The sequence below is a fragment of the Erythrobacter sp. SCSIO 43205 genome, from assembly GCF_019904235.1.
Classification (GTDB): Bacteria; Pseudomonadota; Alphaproteobacteria; order Sphingomonadales; family Sphingomonadaceae; genus Erythrobacter.
This window is the reverse complement of sequence record NZ_CP063202.1, coordinates 1,975,594-1,993,068: the sequence shown is the minus strand read 5'-3', so window position 1 is coordinate 1,993,068 and position 17,475 is coordinate 1,975,594. Positions and strand designations below refer to the sequence as shown.

Sequence of the window (17,475 nt, the reverse complement as noted above, 5' to 3'; positions counted from 1 at the left end):
GCTAGGATTTAGGTCGATTTCCAGATCGTTTCGGCCATTGCATCAAGCGTTGCAAAATCAAACCCGGTGCCAAGCGGGTCATTACGATTAAGGACAAACGTCTTTTCTTCGGTAATGAGCCGCAGGCGCAGCGCCCTTTGCAACAGCCGCATCCGCTCAAGCGCTTCCTCGCGCGCTATCTCAGGGTTTTTGCGCTTTACCTGAGCCCAGCGGCTTTCAATCGTGCCCACCCGCTCAATGACAAGCTCGTTATAGATGGGATGCGGGCCCCGATGAAGCGGGAGGCCAGTTTCAAGCGTTGCTTTTTCCGTAGCCGGCAGAAGAAGTCCATTAAACCGGAAATCATCAAAGCCAACTCTCACCGTTCCGACACTTGCAAACATCTGGCTGAAGTAGCGTTTCCCTAGGATTTGCTTGGGCAGAAAGTGGTGGCGTTGAAGACCGGGGTCGTATCGGGGGGAGCTTTTGCGATTAACCGACTGGAAGGTGATTGTGGTTTGGGTAGCACAACAGGGCCGCGTACCCTGCACTGTCGCTAGCGATGTTGCACCTGATGTTCCACGCGCCGTTATCGGCGCTATGATCCCAGACAACTAATCCCTCGTTCCGGACGGTCATTCTCGCCATGTTCGAACAAATTTGCCATTGCGAGAGGGGCGCAAGACCAGCTTTGTGCCGTCAGGAGCGACCACTCGCTCGCTGGTATCTACACCGCCGACCAATACTAACTGGTTAACTAATCTGACACCGATTCTGGTTGCATAAACCTTTTCAAATGAAAGCGGAGGCTCGATCCTGAGCTCTTGGTCAATCCAGAAACTGAGCCCCTGAGTTTCAAGCGCGCCGTCATTGGTTTCGCGAAATGCGGTGAGCCCTAAAGCGGGAAACGGTCCGCCTTCAAACCAGGCGGTGATAACCGATTCAAAGAACTGGCGTCCGATCACGCTGGAAGAGGCCGGCCAGATGACACCGACCAAATCTTCAAAGTGATGGGTGAGGTCGCGCGCAAGGCCAAGCAGGCCTTTGGCGACGGGTAATGTCCGCTCTCCCTCAGCAAGATGATGTCCAGGCGCCAGATGGAGCACCTGATATTGCGAGGTTTCGGGCAAATCCGCAAAATCGAACAGAAATTCAACCTTGGGCAATGTGAGCGAATTGCCGGGGGCCAGCCCCGAAACCTCAAACGTCATGCCCTCGCGCAGGAGCTCAAGCCAGGTCCGTTTGCGCTGGCTGGCGGCCAGTACAGTGCCCGCTTCCTCAGTGCTTTGCCCGTCAGAGCTCGCAAGATGGATGGGAACGCCTTCAAGCGGGTCGTGGCTCACCGAGACGCTCGGCTGACAGGCGGCAAATTCTCTTAAAGCATGGCGATCTGGCCTCGTCCCCTGATTGAACAGGAGATAAAGACCATGGGCCGGTTGGGGAAGATGTTCAGCTATCGCAAGACCCCCCTGATTTTCCCTTCTACTGGTGGGCAGCCCGTGTCACACGTCCCACCTATCGCCGATCAGAATGTAAAACGCAAACGCTTGGCGACCAATCCACGTCCATCAGCGTTCGATCACCAGATTGGTTCCTTGCCACGCGTGTAATTAGAAGACGCCCAGTGCGATCCCTTCGCCCATCGAGAGGCCAAGTTCGCGGCAATCTTCCAAAATACGTTCCTCAACACTTTTAATTGCCAAAATGTCTTCTGGCGTTTGCGCGTCAAAATTGACAATCATCGGGTCTGCCACCCGCTTGAGGCGCCATCCGGTAGCGATCCGGTCCATTTGTCGCTGCGCACCGCTTCCATCCGACCCCGCAGCGATAATCGAGGCATAGGGTCTGCCCTCAATTTTGCCCAGGACCGGGTAGTAGTTGGCATCGAACATCTCTTTCATCTCGCCGCTCATGGAGGCAAGATTTTCAGGGCATACAAAGAGATAGCCCGCAGCTTTCAGAATATGCTCGGTACGCACGTCGCGCGCTCGCATGATCTGGGCGTTTTCATGGGCTGCAGCGGCGCGTGCCATCTGCTCGCTGGCGTTGGTCCGGCTGTGCCAGATGACAAGAAGAATGGAGGCATCGTCCATGGCAACGGGCAAAGCCCAGCAGCCTGTCGATTGTCAATGGTCGGCTCTGTTATGCGCTGCGATGTTCGGCTAATCTGAACGCCTTATGGCAACGCGTACCCTTTCCAATGTTCTTGGCGTCACACAATCCATCGGCGGCCGCGCCTGGGTTTGGCGCGGGGGCAACATGGATTGCGGCGATGAAACCTATGGACTTGCCGCTGACATTACTGAGCAATTGCTGGTCTCTCGCGGGGTTGCCCGAGATGAAATTGCCAAACACGCAAAGCCCACCATGCGCGAATTTCTGCCTAACCCGTCGGAATTTCGCGACATGGACGAAGCCGCTCAGCGTATCGCCAAAGCGGTACTGAGCGGTGAAAAGATCACTGTTTACGGCGACTATGATGTCGACGGGGCGACCAGCGCGGCATTGCTTATAGATCTGTTGAGGTCACTGGGCGTGGATGCGGGCTATTACATTCCTGACCGCCTGCTCGAAGGCTATGGGCCCAGCGGAGAAGCCTTGGTCAAATTGGCTGAGGACGGCTCCAGGCTGATCATCACGGTCGATTGCGGTGCCATGGCGCATGAAGCGCTGACGATGGCCAAGGAGGCCGGGGTGGATGTGATCGTCGTCGATCACCACAAATGTTCGCCAGACTTGCCCCCCACTGTTGCCCTCGTAAATCCAAACCGTTTGGATGAAAGCGACCTTGCCGCCTCACACGGGCATCTGGCCGCTGTGGGTGTCGCGTTCCTGCTCGCGATTGCGCTTGTGCGCACGCTGCGTTCGCAAGGCTATTTCAACACCCGCAAAGAGCCGGATCTGATGGCGCTTCTCGATCTTGTTGCGCTTGGCACGGTGGCTGATGTTGCGGCTTTGCACGGACTTAACAGGGCGTTTGTTGCGCAAGGGTTGAAAGTGCTCAGCCGGCGTGATCGCATCGGGATGGCCGCTTTGATTGATGCAAGCCGATTGAAGCGCGCGCCGATCGCCTCCGATCTTGGCTTTGCCTTGGGTCCGCGCATCAATGCAGGCGGGCGAATCGGGGAATCAACCCTTGGTGTGCGCCTTCTCACCACCACCGATCCCGAGGAAGCGCGCGCAATTGCAGAACAGCTGTCGGCTCTAAACGAAGAGCGCCGCGCCATCGAAGCCGCCGTGCAGGAGGCCGCAGAAGCACAGCTTGACGGGCAGCACAACATGGCGGTGCAAGTGCTATCGGCGAACGGTTGGCATCCCGGCGTAATTGGCATCGTGGCCGGGCGCATCAAAGAGAAGACCGGAAAACCCTCGATTGTCATCGCTCTCGACGGACAAGAAGGTAAAGGTTCGGGCCGCTCGATCAGCGGGGTGGACCTTGGCGCTGCGATCATTGCCGCGCGCGAGGAAGGCTTGCTGGTGGCAGGCGGCGGACACGCGATGGCGGCAGGGCTGACTATTGAAGAATCGAACCTGGCCGCTTTCAGCGAGTTCCTCGACACAAGGCTTGCGCGTGATGTTGAGAAAGCGCGTGCTGCTCAGTCGATGCAGCTTGATCTTTCGCTCTCCCCTGGCGGGCTCACCCCTGAACTTGTCAACACATTGGATGCCGCCGGTCCCTATGGCGTGGGCTGGCCTGCCCCGCGCATCGCGGTCGGTCCGGTGCGCATCGTCAAAGCCGACATCGTTGGTAAAGATCACTTGCGCGTCATTGCCAGTGGTCAGGACGGGCAAAGCTTCAAGGCCATCGCCTTTAGAGCCGCGGAAACCGAAATGGCGCAAACGCTCATGCACCGCAGCGCTCAGCGCCGATTCCATCTCGCAGGGCGGGTCAAGATTGACGATTGGGGCCCTCGCCCTGCGGCTGAATTGCACCTCGAAGACGCAGCTTTTGCCGATTAAAGGCGCGCGTGCACCCGGCTGTGCAAAGTTTTTCTCCAAATGTGCGCAATGAGGGCTTGACCCAATCTGCCTGCCCCCCTAGATGCGCGCTTCCGCAAGCGAGCGTGGCCCGTTCGTCTAGCGGTTAGGACGCGGCCCTTTCACGGCTGAAACACGGGTTCGATTCCCGTACGGGTCACCAAACTTGCACCTGCATCAAGCAGGTCGAAACGGCTTCCTTCGGGAGGCCGTTTTTCGTTTGGCCGTTCGACTTTTTGACAAACTCATTACGCATTTGACCTTGTTCCTTCGCGCGCTAGAGCGAACTGATGGTCAGCCGCCGAACGATTCCCACGACGGGCATATGGCTCGCAATTCTGACGAGCGGCGTTATGGCTGTGCTTGGGCTTGATCTCGTTCTCGTTTTCGGGGTGCTGGGGGTTTGGGTCGGATCGCTGTTCCTTGTCACCAGCACACCTCCGGAAAATCAGACCGCGATCCGCAACAAGCGATTGAGTATGAGTTCCATGCGCGAGCTGGTTGAAAACTCCTCCACCCCCGTTCTTGTCACGGAAAAAGGCAATATTGCTATTGCCAATCGCTCCGCGCGAAAACTGCTTGGCACTCATATCCCCGGACAGGACGCGCGGGTTGTCTTTCGCCAGCCTGCTGCGATCAAACTGCTTGGCAAGAAAAAGGGGGGACAGGCCATCGTGCGCGGACTGGTTCGGCGCCAGGATGTTTGGCGCATCAATCGTCAGGTGATTGATGAAGATCTCGCAGTGATTGAGCTTATCAATCAGAATGCCGAGGCCGATATAAGCCGCGCACACACCGATTTTGTCGCCAATGCCAGTCACGAGCTGCGCACACCGCTTGCCTCAATCATTGGCTATGTCGAAACGCTCAGCGAAAGCGGCGAAAACTTCGACACTCCGATGTCGCAGAAATTTCTAGGCACGATCGAGCGCGAGGCGAAGCGCATGCAAGCGCTTATCAGTGATTTGATGAGCCTTTCGCGGGTAGAGGCCGAAAAACACGATTTGCCTGAAACCAATCTTGAGCTTGCCTCTTTGGTAGAGCGCGCTGCGCGTGATGCAGCAGGGTCTGAGCGCTCAGATTGGCTTGAATTTGAATTGGCCGAGCAGCCCACCGTCCAAGGCGATCAGCAACAGCTTGAGCAGTTGGTGCGCAATCTGGTCGATAATGCGTTCAAATATGGACGCGAGGGCACCTATGTCCGGGTGCGTCTTGACCACTCTCAGCTTGGCGAGGCGCGCATCACAGTGAGCGATACAGGCGATGGCATCCCTTCTGAACACGTCCCTCACCTCACCCGCCGGTTTTATCGCACCGACCCAAGCCGCAGCCGCGCGTCAGGCGGGACCGGGCTTGGCCTTGCGATTGTAAAACACATTGTCGAACGCCACCGCGGGAGGCTCGATATTCAAAGCACCGAAGGCGTTGGAACGAAAGTTATCGTACGGCTGCCCCAGGTTGAAAGCACGCAAGCGGGTCAATTAAGGCCTGACGCGTGAACCCATTTTCAAGGGCGCTGTGTCCTCGCGTAATTTTCTCGAATAAACAGTTTCCCCGGTTGTCATTGAACTGTAACATTAGAGTCTCTTTCACGTCATATTGTGGTCATATTCGCGCTGCCGGACGCGCTGGATCCTCCGGCGTTGCGGAGGAATTATAATATGACAAGGCCAAGTCGGGTCGCGATCATCCTCGCGGCGCTGTGCGCATCGACCTCAGGTCAGGCGATTGCACAAGACGCAAGCCCAAACCGATCCGAAATCGAAGCGCTCAAAGCCGAGCTCGCGCGCCTTTCTGCACGAATTCAGCAGCTTGAAACCAATTTCGCCGAGAACGCCGAAGCCGCTCAAACCGCGCAGAACACCGCAATGGCAGAGCAAAGCGTCGCTCAGACGGCGGCTAGCTCAACGCAAGAGGCAGCTCTGGCTGCTGAATCGGTGCCGCAAGTCACGCTCAAAGCATCTCCAGAAGTCAAAGACAGCCGCGGCTTCACATTTAAGCCGCGCGGTCGCATCAATATCGATGCCGGCTATATAAGTGCACCCGGCTCGACCGGCGCAGACAGCGGGTTCGACGCCGAGGCGCGCCGCATCCGCCTTGGCGCATCGGGCAAAATCCCGGGCGGCTTTGGCTATAAGATTGAAGCCGATTTCGCAGAGAACCAGACGATCCTAACAGACGCGATCGTCTCCTACACCGATGGCGAGCTGACCCTTCAAGCTGGCCAGTTCAACCCGTTCTGGGGTCTTGAAGAGATTTCGAGCAGCCTTCACACCTCATTCCTTGAGCGCTCCGCATGGACCGATGTGCTTCCGTTCGAACGGCGCGTCGGTGTCGCTGCGATCTACAAGACCGACGAGTTCATGATCCAGGGCGGCGTCTTTAGCGACAACAGCGAAGACCTGCCCAATGACAATACCAGCTTTGACAGCCGGATCGTCTATGCGCCCAAGTCCGGGTCGACACAGCTCCACTTTGGCGGTTCGGTCCACTACAATAAGCTCGGCGAAGGCAGCGAAATCCGCTACCGCCAGCGTCCGTTGGTGCACTGGACTGATAACCGTTTTATCAACACCGACCGGTTCTCCGCCACAAGCGAGCTTGGTCTTGGCATTGAAGCAGCAGCGATTGCTGGTCCTTTCCACGTCTCGGTTGAAGGTTTCCGCCAGAGCGTGAACCGTCCCGGAGCGCTTGCAAGCCCAAGCTTCTTTGGCGGATCGATCGAGGCCGGCTACTTCCTCACTGAAGGCGACAGCCGTGGATATAAGGTCGGTGAATTTGACCGGGTTAAGCCGAACAAGCCGGTTGGTGAAGGTGGCACTGGTGCGGTTCAGGTGAACCTGCGCTATGATCACCTCGACATGAATTCAGAAGGCATCATCGGCGGAACACAAGAAAGCCTTCAGGCATCGCTTATCTGGACCTTCACCGACTACACCCGAATCTTGTTCAACTATGGCTTGCTTTCATACGACAATGCAGCCTTCCCGACCGCAAGCGGCGACACATCTTACAACGTCCACGTATTCGGGGCCCGCGCGCAAGTTGACTTTTAAGCGTAACAGGTTGGTCACAAAGTTTCGCATTTGTTGAAAAATTGTGCCCCCCCTGTCGCGAAGCTGAAACATCAATCCCTATTGGACATCTCCAATCAATCAGGAGTGAATATAATGAAACTCGGAAAATCAGCCATTCTTCTGGCCTCTTCCACCCTTGCTCTTGCCGCTTGTGGCGACGAGCTTGGCGAAACCAGCACTCAGGAAACCATTCGTTCAGTCGGTTCGTCGACCGTCTTCCCATTTGCAAAAGCGGTTTCGGAATCGCTTGCGCGCTCCAACCCTGAACTGCCAGCGGTTGTGATTGAATCGACTGGCACCGGTGGCGGCATGAAGCTGTTCTGCTCAGGCGTTGGACTCGACACGCCATCTGCCACCAACGCATCGCGCCGCATGAAGGCATCGGAATTTGCCGAATGTCAGGAAAACGGGGTGACCGACGTCATCGAAATGCAAGTCGGCCTCGACGGGATCGCTTTTGCTTCGGCACAAGGCGGCATTGAGCTGAACCTTACGCCAAAGATCGTGTATGAGGCGCTGGCTGCTTCTCCTTACGGGGGCGAGCAAACCACGAAGACGTGGGCCGATGTCGATCCATCGCTTCCTGCCCTCCCCATCCTCGTTTACGGTCCACCCACCACTTCGGGCACTCGCGACGCTCTTAAAGAGCTCATCCTTGAAGTTGGCTGCGAATCAAACCCTGAGATGGAAGCCCTCAAGGAAGAAGATGAGGACAAATACGATCAGGTGTGCACCGAAGTGCGAGCAGATGGTCTTTATGTCGACCAAGGTGAGCAGGACAATCTGATCGTCCAAAAGATCGAAGGCAATGAGAACGCCGTTGGTGTCTTTGGGTATTCTTACCTCGAAGAAAACGCCGATAAGGTCCAGGGCCTTCCAATGAACGGCGTTGATCCAACCTACGAAAACATCGCGAACTTTGATTATCCGGGCGCGCGTCCGCTTTTCGTCTACGTCAAGAAGGCACACATTGGTGAAGTGAACGGCCTTGCCGAATATCTTACCGAGTGGACAAAAATGTGGGAACGCGGTGGCCCTCTGGCTGCGATTGGACTAGTGGCATCGCCAGACGACGTCATGGCTGCGAATCTCTCAGCCGCGACCGAGTACACGACCCTTGACGGGTCGGAACTGAAGTAAGGCACTTTTCGAAGTTAGGATAGAACGCTGGCTGCTTCTTTTCTTTTGGTCTTGGGCCTTGCCCTTGCCGGATGGTTAGCGGCGAGGAGCCGCGCATGGGCGCTTCGCGCTGATGCGGGCGGCCGGCTTTCCAGCCTTCCCAATTATCACGGTTGGTACGTGGGCCTTTGGGTCTTCGTGCCAACCATCATTTTTGTGCTTGTCTGGAACGCGATTTCGCCGGGCCTTGTCTTGCAATCCGTTCTGGGAAGCCCCGCCGCCGATGGCCTTCCTGCGCTCGATAGTGCGAGGCTGGATGCGTTGCGCGAGGCACGCGCGGTCGCGACCGGCGCTGCTGCTTCGACGACCAATCCCGATGCCCTTCCCATGGTTGCACCGTTTAGCGATGCGATCGCGCAATACCGCTGGATTGGTATCGCTCTCACCTTGATTATCGCAGGTGCAGCGGGCGCTTACAGTTTCCTTCGGATCAAGCCCGACTTTGGCGCGCGCACACGGGTTGAGCGTGTTATTATGGCGCTGCTCATTCTTGCATCGCTTGTCGCCGTTTTTTGTACCTTTGGTATTCTGGCCAGTCTGATCTTCGAAACCTTCCGTTTCTTTGAAATGGTCTCGCCCATCGATTTTCTCTTCGGAACATTCTGGTCGCCTGACCCCATGGCGAACCCGGACAATCCCGATCCCACCCGATATGGCGCTATCCCGCTGTTTTGGGGCACGATCCTGATCGGTGCGATCATCGCCATGATTGTTGCCATTCCGCTCGGTATGATGAGTGCAATTTACCTGACACAATACGCCCACCCGCGTTTTCGCGCATTTGCGAAACCTGCGCTTGAAGTGCTCGCCGGTGTGCCAACAGTGGTTTACGGCTATTTCGCAGCCCTCACGGTTGCCCCGCTGATCCGCGATGCGGCAATAGCAGTTGGCGTAGCTAACGCCTCTTCGGAAAGTGCGCTTGCCGCTGGCCTTGTGATGGGCGTGATGATCATTCCATTCGTCTCATCCATGGCCGACGACAGCATCGCTGCCGTGCCACAAGCGATGCGCGATGGAAGCTTGGCGATGGGCGCAACGACCTCAGAAACAATCAAGAAAGTGCTAGTGCCAGCTGCCCTGCCCGGCATCGTCGGGGGCGTCATGCTAGCCGTCAGCCGCGCGATTGGTGAGACGATGATCGTGGTGATGGCGGCATCGACCGCCGCTAACCTTTCTGCCAACCCTCTGGATTCCATGACCACTGTCACGGTTCAAATCGTCGCGATGCTTACCGGCGAAGGCAGCTTTGACCACCCCGCCACGCTCAGCGCATTTGCGCTTGGTTTCATCCTATTTCTGGTCACTTTGGCCCTGAATTTCATCGCTTTGAGCGTCGTAAAAAGGTATCGCGAAGCTTATGAGTGAGGCTATCACCCCTCCCGCTGGCGAGCCTCCACTCGCCACCGCCCGCACAGAGCGCTTTGAGAAGCGTTTGAAGCAGCGTTATGCTCAGGAACGGCGCTTCAAGGCGCTTGGACTTGGCGCAATTTCGTTCTCTGTCGTTGTGCTGATCTTGCTGCTCGGCAATATGCTGATGAACGGGATCGGCGGGTTTCAGCGTGTCGAACTGGCCGTCGAAATCGACTTTGTGCAAAGCGGCCTGCAACCGATAGAGGCGGGTGCAACAGCGCCCGAAGCAATGCGCGCGCTCGACAATCAAGGACTGCGCTCGGTCGTCTATGGCGCTGCGCGAGACAGCTTTGGATCCGAGGGCGCTGAACAGCTGAACAGCGAAGCGTGGCGCGAAGTGGCGAGCATGATCCATGCTAACCCTTCGCTTCTGACCCGCGAAGAGACATTGTGGCTTCCCGCTTCGGCTGACCTTTCCGCTGGCTATTCAGGCGAAGGCACTGCCGAGATGCAGGCGCTTGCAACCGATCTGGCTGAAAGAGGAGTTCTGGAAAAGAACCTCGATATCGGCTTCCTCGAACGTTCAGATGCAACCGACCCACAATTGGCGGGGATATGGGGCGCACTTAAAGGGTCGGTTCTGACCATGCTGGTGACGTTTGTGCTCGCTTTCCCGATCGGGATTATGGCCGCGCTTTACCTTGAGGAATACGCGCCAAAGAATCGCTGGACGGACTTCCTTGAGGTGTCGATCAACAACCTTGCTGCGGTTCCTTCGATCATCTTTGGTCTGCTCGGCCTGTTCTTCCTGATGACCCTGTTCCCCAACCTTCGTTCAACGCCGATCATCGCCGGTATTACCTTGGCATTGATGACTATGCCGGTGATCGTGATTTCGGGCCGAAACGCCATCAAAGCGGTTCCGCCATCAATTCGCGACGGAGCCTTGGCTGTGGGAGCATCGCCCGTTCAGGTGGTCTTCCACCATGTTTTGCCGCTTGCCATGCCAGGGATGCTGACCGGCACCATTATCGGCATGGCCCGGGCGCTTGGTGAGACGGCGCCGCTGATCCTCATCGGCCTTCGGGCATTTGTCGCAAGCGCGCCCGATGGGTTCACGTCGGCCGCCACTGTACTGCCGGTACAAATCTTCCTTTGGTCTGATGAAATCGACCGCGGCTTTGTCGAGCGGACAAGTGCGGCTATTATCGTTCTTCTGATCGTCCTCCTGCTGATGAATGGCCTTGCCATCTATCTGCGCAACAAATTCGAGAAAAGCTGGTGACTGTAATTCATCCCAACATCGAAGAAGTCAAAGCCAAGATGAGCGCTGAGAACGTCTCGGTTTATTATGGTGAAAAACAGGCGATCAAAGACGTTTCAATTGGCATCCCTGCCAAATATGTGACCGCCTTTATCGGACCATCTGGCTGCGGCAAATCGACCTTTCTGCGCGCGCTGAACCGGATGAATGATACCATTGCATCTGCCCGTGTGACCGGTCAGATTGAACTGGACGGGGAGGACATTTACGCCTCCAGCATGGACGTGGTGCAACTGCGCGCGCGCGTCGGGATGGTGTTCCAGAAGCCCAACCCCTTCCCCAAATCGATTTACGACAACATCGCCTATGGTCCGCGCATTCACGGCATTTTCGAACAAAAAAGCGATCTTGACGAGATCGTCGAAAATTCGTTGCGCCGCGCCGGGCTTTGGGAAGAGGTAAAGGACCGCCTTGACGATCCGGGCACCGCGCTTTCTGGTGGCCAGCAACAGCGTTTGTGCATCGCGCGAGCCATCGCGGTTGATCCTGAAGTCATCCTTATGGATGAACCATGCTCAGCACTTGACCCCATCGCAACAGCGAAGATCGAAGAGTTAATCGCTGAACTCTCTGGTCGCTATGCAATTGTGATCGTAACCCACTCCATGCAACAGGCAGCGCGCGTTTCGGACAGAACTGCGTTCTTCCACCTTGGGGAGATTGTGGAATATGGTCGCACGACTGACATTTTCACCAATCCGATAGAGCAGCGCACCAAAGACTATATCACCGGGCGGTACGGCTAATGAACGAACATACAGTCAAAGCATTCGACGAAGACATCACACGCCTTCGCGGCCTTATCGGTGAGATGGGCGGCCTTGCCGAGGTGGCCATTGAGGAGTCTCTCGCATCTCTTGTGACAGGCGATGTGCAGCGCGCAAAGAAGGTCGTTAAAGGCGACAAGAAGCTGGATGAGCTGGAAATGCAGGTCGACAAACTTGCAATCCGAGTCATCGCCCTTCGTGCGCCCATGGCTGACGATCTTCGCGAAGTCATCGCCGCGCTCAAGATCGCTGGCGTGGTCGAACGCATTGGCGATTACTCCAAGAATATCGCGAAACGCGTAGGCGAGATCGAAGGCAAAGACCGGTTCGAGCCGCTCACTTTGCTGCCTGCAATGGGGGAAGTGGCCGCGGAAATGGTGCACGATGTGCTCACCGCATATGCAGCGCGTGACCCCGACCTTGCTCGCGAGGTGATTGCGACCGATGCCAAAGTCGATGCCTTTTACAACAGCATTTTCCGCAATCTTGTCAGCCACATGGTCGAAAACCCTGCGACCATTTCCAGCGCTGCACAATTGCTATTTGTGGCTCGCAATCTTGAGCGGATTGGCGATCATGCCACCAATGTGGCGGAAATGGTCCACTTCGCCGCCACGGGTGTCTATCCACCAGAAGATGATCTGTAGGGCTCAAGACCACCCGGTGGAAAACTTTGGGCGGTCAGTTTCATCAAACTGTAGCCTGACTGACACATTGAGCGTGACGCGGCGCTTAGGGTGCGCGCTTACAGTGTAGGAGAATCTGGCGATGTTTGCGGCGAAATTGCTTCTTGTCGAAGATGATCCTGCCCTTTCTGAGCTTCTCGAATATCGCTTTCAAAACGAGGGCTATCAGGTGCGCTGCACCAAGGATGGCGATGATGCGCTGATCCTTGCACGCGAAGAGGTTCCTGACCTCATTATCCTCGACTGGATGATTGAAGGCACCAGCGGGATCGAAGTCTGCCGTCAGCTACGCCGCGACAAACAGACCGCGCACGTGCCGATTATCATGCTCACCGCGCGCGAAGCCGAAGATGACCGTGTGCGCGGGCTTGAAATGGGCGCAGATGATTATCTCACCAAGCCATTTTCTCCGCGTGAACTGCTTGCCCGTGTCGCAGCGGTCATGCGCCGCATTCGTCCAGCGCTAGCAGGCGAGACGATTGAGGTTGGCGACATCAAGCTCGACCCCGTAGCTCACAAGGTTCAACGCCGGGGGCAGAACCTTCAGCTTGGCCCGACAGAATACCGGCTGTTGAAGTTCTTTATGGAAAGCCCAGGCCGGGTATTCAGCCGTGGGCAATTGCTTGATGGGGTTTGGGGCACTGGCTCTGATATTGAGCTTCGCACGGTTGATGTGCACATCCGTCGGCTCCGCAAGGCAATTGATATCGAAGGGGTGAAAGACCCCATTCGCACGGTCCGCTCTGCCGGATACGCGCTTGAAACCACCTAATCGAAGGGCTTAGCGGCACACGCCCATAAAATTGCCAGTCTGATCAAAGTGGAAATGATCGGCGTGGGCAGCGTTATAATCAGGCGACAGCACCACGGCGAACACATCGCAGGCGCCATCCCTGATCTCGCGTAAGAAGCGCGCTTCGTCCGCATCGCCGTCCCAATCGGCGATAAGGCTGATCCGCCGTCCATCCTCCAGCACAACCGCGCTGATATCAATCGCATTGCCGGTGGCGTGCTGGCTCCACCTGTCAGAAGACCCGCGTATCCGGCGGCAATTATACACACCCAGATGCTCAAATCGCGCTACGTCGCTGCCAAAGATTTCGCGCGCGGCAGGTTCGACCGTGCGTGTGCGCCACAGTTCCAGCGCGGCGGCAACTGGGCAAGTGGTAGCGGGATTGCCGGGGCTTAGTGGAAGTTGGGTGAGCTGCGTGCGGTCTGGGCGCGCGCACGCCCCCTCCCCCACCTCTGGCAAAGCGGTGAATGCGACATCGCTGCGTTCAAGCACCGCGCGGCACTGATCCACATCATCGCGAAGCGCGACAAGTTTTGTCGTGGTTGCAAGGCCGATCGGATCGCGCAGATCGAGTGGGGCCATGGGATTGTGCTCAGGGTGATCCTGAAGCCAGTTCCACCCTGCTATTCCAAGAGCCGCAAGGACACTCAGGACAAGAACGCGACGCATCGCTTGCATCGTCGTAGTGGTTTTCTTCGCTGCCATGAGGTGCCTTTAATGAAAGTCGCGCGACTTGGGGATGATCCTATGATTACGCGGATGGCCGCCCGGTGTTCCATGGGCCGTTCCACTAACCGGGGATAGCTGATCGATCATGTCGCGCGGCTGTATCGCTTCGCGTGTCGCTGACGCTTTTCTACCTTGAAGGGGTGTATTCACATGATCCGCCCGCGCCAGAGGGGCTGATAACATATCGTCGGAAAGCGCATAAAGCTGGTCGCTCGCATCGACCATATTGTGAGCGATCACATGGATCACCTCATCGTCATATTCGACCCGCCCACGCACCTCCATCAACCGCGCGCCCATGACAACCTGACGCTGTTTTTCCTTAAGGTCAGGCCACACCACGAGGTTCACCACCCCCGTCTCATCTTCAAGCGTGATAAAGCAAACACCCTTGGCACTACCCGGTCGCTGGCGGATCAGCACAACGCCAGCCACCTGCACCATGGAGCGATATTTGCGGCTGCGAAGGTCGCAGGCCCTTATGAAACCGCGTTCCGCCAAAGCTGGACGCAGGAACGCCATCGGGTGCGCTTTAAGACTCAACCGCGTGGTCTGATAGTCATTCACCACTTCTTCGCTAAGCGGCATTGTGGGCAGCTTTGTCGGCGCGCGCTCTGCCCCTTCGTCACGCTCCTGCGCTGCACGGAACAGGGGGAGATCAGGCCCAGCGATAAGGCTGCGTGCATCCCACAAGGCTTGTCGGCGCGAAAGGCAAAGCGAGGTGAAGGCATCCGCGCTCGCAAGCCTCTCGATATGCGCAGGGGAAAGCCCTGCACGCTCGCGAAGCTCAGCCACATCACGGTAAGGGCCGTTTTCTGCGCGCTCTGCCACCAATTGCGCGGCGATATGTTCGGGCAGGCCATCAATCTGGCGTAACCCCAGGCGAAGGTCGACGTGACGGTCTTGGCGGCCTTGATCGCGCCCTCCCCACTCCGCTTCGCTAGGCAGTAAGCTGCCAAGCTCGGCTCCCCTCCCGCAAGAGAGAGGGGCAGTGAGACTTGCGTCGACGCCGTCGGCGTTAGTCGCAGCGGGGTGGGCCTGCGTTTCTTCCAAAGTACAATCCCATTGGCTCGCATTCACATCCGCCGGCAGCACCTCAACCCCGTGCTCCCTTGCATCCCTCACAATCTGCGCGGGCGCGTAAAAACCCATCGGCTGTGAGTTCAGCAAAGCCGCCGCAAATGCCGCTGGAAAATGGCATTTGAGCCAGCTTGAAACATAGACCAGATGCGCAAAAGACGCCGCGTGGCTTTCGGGAAAGCCATATTCGCCAAAGCCCCTGATCTGGTTGAAGCACCGCTCGGCAAATTCGCGATCATAACCGCGCGTCACCATGCGTTCGACCATCATGTCCTGAAGCTCATCGACCATGCCGCGCGAACGGAACGTCGCCATGGCTTTGCGCAGACGGTTGGCTTCGAGACTTGAGAATTTAGCCGCATCCAGAGCAATCTTCATCGCCTGCTCTTGGAAAATCGGCACGCCCAAGGTGCGCTCCAAGATGCTGGAAAGCTCATCGGGGGGACCGTGGGCTGGCGAAGGTTTGGGGATCACCACCTCTTCTGCACCCCGGCGGCGTTTGAGGTACGGGTGAACCATATCGCCCTGTATCGGGCCGGGGCGTACAATCGCGACCTGGATCACGAGATCGTAAAACTCGCGCGGACGAAGGCGCGGGAGCATATTCATCTGCGCGCGGCTTTCGACCTGAAACACACCGAGCGAATCCCCCTTGCGCAGCATCGCGTAGGTTTCCGGATCTTCGCGCGGAACAGTGGCGAGCGTCAAAGTGCGGTCATGGTGCGCGGTGAGCAGATCAAGGCATTTCTTGATGCAGGTGAGCATCCCCAGCGCAAGCACGTCGACCTTAAGGATACCGAGCGCCTCTATATCGTCCTTGTCCCACTCGATGAAACTGCGATCAGGCATTGCGCCATTGCCAATCGGCACGGTTTCGGTGAGCGGTCCGTCGGTGAGGATAAATCCACCCACGTGCTGCGACAAATGGCGCGGCATTCCGATCATCTGCTCGGTCAGCGCCAGCACGCGCTTCAAGTGTGGATCGGTCACATCCAGACCGCTCTCGCCTGCGTGTTTCTCACTAATCTCGCGGCCCCAGCTGCCCCAAACGCTTTTGGCAAGGCGCGCGGTCACATCTTCGGACAGACCCATCGCCTTGCCCACCTCGCGGATCGCCATGCGCGGGCGATAATGAATGACAGTGGCGGTGAGCCCGGCGCGCGCGCGGCCATATTTGGCGTAGATATACTGGATCACCTCCTCGCGCCGTTCATGCTCGAAATCGACATCGATGTCCGGTGGCTCTTTGCGTTCTTCGGAAATGAAGCGGTCGAAAAGGAGTTGGTGTTTAGCCGGGTCGACGGATGTAATCTCAAGACAATAGCAAACGGCCGAGTTCGCCGCAGACCCCCTCCCCTGACACAGGATCGGCGGGTCGACGCTTCGGGCGAAATCGACGATGTCCTTGATGGTGAGAAAATAGCGCGCAAGGTCGAGTTTGGCGATCAATGCAAGTTCACGCTCAAGCGTATCGTGGACGCTCTCGGGCACGCCTTCGGGATAGCGCCGCTCTGCCCCCGCCCATGTTTCCACCTCAAGATATTCCTGCGGGCTCATGCCATCGGGATAGATTTCCTCCGGGTACTCATAGGCGAGTTCCTCAAGCGAAAAGTCGCAATTGTCCGCCACCTCGCGCGCGGCGTGAATCGCATGGGGCCAGCGTTCGAACAGGCGCAGCATGGCTTCGGGCGATTTCAAATGCCGCTCAGCATTGGCGTGGAGGAGATGCCCTGCCTGCGCCACAGTGGTCTTGTGCGCAATTGCTGTCATCACGTCCTGCAAAGGACGGCGGGCAGGCGCATGGTAGTGGACGTCATTGGTAGCGAGCAGGGTCAGGCCATTCTCGCGGGCAAGCTCGTCCAGACGGTCAATCCGCGCCACATCATCGCCGCGATAGAGATAGCTGGCGGCCAAGTGGCTGAGGCTGGGGAGTTGCTCGGTCAGATGGGGTAGCAGTTTGGGAAAAGGCGCGCTGAGTTGCACCATCTCCGCCATCCCATCTTCGGGCCTGAGCGGGATAACATTGCTCTCCACCTCGATGGTGAACGCGGCGTCCAAGTCACCCGGCGGGAGCAGGATCAGTTGCACGCCTTCCGAATGCTCCGCGAGCATCGCAAGGCTGATTTCGCACACGCCCTTTTCCTGCCATTCGCCAGAGAGCGTCTGCATCCGACCTTGGCTAATCAGGCGCGAGAGGCGGCCATAGGCAGCACGGTTCTTTGGGTAAGCGAGGAAATGAAGCCCCTCGACCGTTTCGATGCGGGTGCCGATGACGGGGCGCAGTTTGAGCGTTTTCGCCTCGGTGTGGAGCCGCACAACGCCAGCAAAGCTGTTCACATCAGCAATGCCCAGCGCGTCATAGCCAAGAGTGCGCGCTGTCATGGCCAAGTCCACCGCATCAGACGCGCCGCGAAGAAAGCTGAAACAGCTCACCAGCCCCAACTCCACAAAGGGCGCTTTGGGGGGCGGCTCGATCAGGTCAGGATCAAGCTCCAGCGTGCGTTTGTCAGGAGTGAGCGGAGCTTCGGGCATC

At 57.4% G+C, this 17,475-nt stretch carries 14 protein-coding genes and 1 tRNA gene; 10 read left to right on the top strand and 5 right to left on the bottom strand.

Annotated features, from left to right (window positions below; genetic code table 11):
* Nucleotides 1–8: 8 nt before the first annotated feature.
* The 3 genes from INR77_RS09395 to INR77_RS09385 all read right to left on the bottom strand — a co-directional run bounded on the left by INR77_RS09395 (nt 9) and on the right by INR77_RS09385 (nt 2,072).
* A complete protein-coding gene (locus INR77_RS09395; protein ID WP_255574014.1) occupies nt 9–530 on the bottom strand; it encodes an AHH domain-containing protein in 522 nt (173 codons plus the stop codon).
* Nucleotides 531–614: 84 nt separating this feature from the next.
* On the bottom strand, nt 615–1,322 hold the full coding sequence (locus INR77_RS09390) for a hypothetical protein (RefSeq protein WP_223070815.1): 708 nt from the start codon (nt 1,320–1,322) through the stop codon (nt 615–617).
* Nucleotides 1,323–1,589: 267 nt separating this feature from the next.
* Nucleotides 1,590–2,072 carry a flavodoxin family protein gene (locus tag INR77_RS09385; RefSeq protein WP_223070814.1) on the bottom strand — a complete coding sequence of 161 codons (483 nt, stop codon included), beginning with the start codon at nt 2,070–2,072 and terminating at the stop codon, nt 1,590–1,592.
* Nucleotides 2,073–2,157: 85 nt separating this feature from the next.
* On the opposite strand from INR77_RS09385, the gene recJ reads away from it, so the two are divergent.
* From recJ to phoB, 10 genes are all read left to right on the top strand, one after another.
* On the top strand, nt 2,158–3,939 hold the full coding sequence (gene recJ, locus INR77_RS09380; protein ID WP_223070813.1) for a single-stranded-DNA-specific exonuclease RecJ: 1,782 nt from the start codon (nt 2,158–2,160) through the stop codon (nt 3,937–3,939).
* A 106-nt stretch (nt 3,940–4,045) separates the two neighbouring features.
* Nucleotides 4,046–4,120 (top strand) — tRNA-Glu (locus INR77_RS09375).
* Nucleotides 4,121–4,247: 127 nt separating this feature from the next.
* Nucleotides 4,248–5,456: an ATP-binding protein gene (locus tag INR77_RS09370; RefSeq protein WP_223070812.1), complete on the top strand. Its 1,209-nt coding sequence runs from the start codon at nt 4,248–4,250 to the stop codon at nt 5,454–5,456.
* A 162-nt stretch (nt 5,457–5,618) separates the two neighbouring features.
* Nucleotides 5,619–7,013 carry an OprO/OprP family phosphate-selective porin gene (locus tag INR77_RS09365; RefSeq protein WP_223070811.1) on the top strand — a complete coding sequence of 465 codons (1,395 nt, stop codon included), beginning with the start codon at nt 5,619–5,621 and terminating at the stop codon, nt 7,011–7,013.
* A gap of 114 nt (nt 7,014–7,127) precedes the next feature.
* Nucleotides 7,128–8,174, top strand: a complete 1,047-nt coding sequence (locus tag INR77_RS09360; protein WP_223070810.1) for a substrate-binding domain-containing protein — start codon at nt 7,128–7,130, stop codon at nt 8,172–8,174.
* A 45-nt stretch (nt 8,175–8,219) separates the two neighbouring features.
* Nucleotides 8,220–9,578 carry a phosphate ABC transporter permease subunit PstC gene (gene pstC, locus INR77_RS09355; protein ID WP_255573716.1) on the top strand — a complete coding sequence of 453 codons (1,359 nt, stop codon included), beginning with the start codon at nt 8,220–8,222 and terminating at the stop codon, nt 9,576–9,578.
* Complete coding sequence (gene pstA / locus INR77_RS09350) at nt 9,571–10,848, top strand: phosphate ABC transporter permease PstA (RefSeq protein WP_223070809.1); 1,278 nt, start codon at nt 9,571–9,573, stop codon at nt 10,846–10,848. Before pstC ends, pstA begins: the two co-directional genes overlap by 8 nt.
* 38 nt (nt 10,849–10,886) lie before the next feature.
* Nucleotides 10,887–11,633 (top strand): phosphate ABC transporter ATP-binding protein PstB, encoded by a 747-nt coding sequence (pstB, locus tag INR77_RS09345; protein WP_223073496.1) that lies wholly within the window; start codon nt 10,887–10,889, stop codon nt 11,631–11,633.
* On the top strand, nt 11,633–12,301 hold the full coding sequence (gene phoU, locus INR77_RS09340) for a phosphate signaling complex protein PhoU (protein WP_223070808.1): 669 nt from the start codon (nt 11,633–11,635) through the stop codon (nt 12,299–12,301). Before pstB ends, phoU begins: the two co-directional genes overlap by 1 nt.
* A gap of 121 nt (nt 12,302–12,422) precedes the next feature.
* On the top strand, nt 12,423–13,112 hold the full coding sequence (phoB, locus tag INR77_RS09335) for a phosphate regulon transcriptional regulator PhoB (protein ID WP_223070807.1): 690 nt from the start codon (nt 12,423–12,425) through the stop codon (nt 13,110–13,112).
* Nucleotides 13,113–13,121: 9 nt separating this feature from the next.
* Here the strand turns inward: phoB and INR77_RS09330 are convergent, their stop codons facing one another.
* Together INR77_RS09330 and INR77_RS09325 are read right to left on the bottom strand one after the other, a co-directional pair.
* A complete protein-coding gene (locus INR77_RS09330; protein ID WP_223070806.1) occupies nt 13,122–13,838 on the bottom strand; it encodes an extensin family protein in 717 nt (238 codons plus the stop codon).
* 9 nt (nt 13,839–13,847) lie between these two features.
* Entirely contained in the window at nt 13,848–17,474 is a 3,627-nt protein-coding gene (locus tag INR77_RS09325) for an error-prone DNA polymerase (protein WP_223070805.1), read from the bottom strand.
* Nucleotide 17,475 lies beyond the last annotated feature (1 nt).

What these genes read in the sequence shown, in the direction of transcription:
- pstA (WP_223070809.1), top strand. Translation starts at nt 9,571, where the DNA reads ATGAGTGAGGCTATCACCCCTCCCGCTGGCGAGCCTCCACTCGCCACC.
- INR77_RS09370 (WP_223070812.1), top strand. Translation starts at nt 4,248, where the DNA reads ATGGTCAGCCGCCGAACGATTCCCACGACGGGCATATGGCTCGCAATT.
- INR77_RS09385 (WP_223070814.1), bottom strand. Translation starts at nt 2,072, where the DNA reads ATGGACGATGCCTCCATTCTTCTTGTCATCTGGCACAGCCGGACCAAC.
- INR77_RS09325 (WP_223070805.1), bottom strand. Translation starts at nt 17,474, where the DNA reads ATGCCCGAAGCTCCGCTCACTCCTGACAAACGCACGCTGGAGCTTGAT.
- INR77_RS09330 (WP_223070806.1), bottom strand. Translation starts at nt 13,838, where the DNA reads ATGGCAGCGAAGAAAACCACTACGACGATGCAAGCGATGCGTCGCGTT.
- recJ (WP_223070813.1), top strand. Translation starts at nt 2,158, where the DNA reads ATGGCAACGCGTACCCTTTCCAATGTTCTTGGCGTCACACAATCCATC.
- phoB (WP_223070807.1), top strand. Translation starts at nt 12,423, where the DNA reads ATGTTTGCGGCGAAATTGCTTCTTGTCGAAGATGATCCTGCCCTTTCT.
- INR77_RS09365 (WP_223070811.1), top strand. Translation starts at nt 5,619, where the DNA reads ATGACAAGGCCAAGTCGGGTCGCGATCATCCTCGCGGCGCTGTGCGCA.
- INR77_RS09360 (WP_223070810.1), top strand. Translation starts at nt 7,128, where the DNA reads ATGAAACTCGGAAAATCAGCCATTCTTCTGGCCTCTTCCACCCTTGCT.
- pstB (WP_223073496.1), top strand. Translation starts at nt 10,887, where the DNA reads ATGAGCGCTGAGAACGTCTCGGTTTATTATGGTGAAAAACAGGCGATC.
- phoU (WP_223070808.1), top strand. Translation starts at nt 11,633, where the DNA reads ATGAACGAACATACAGTCAAAGCATTCGACGAAGACATCACACGCCTT.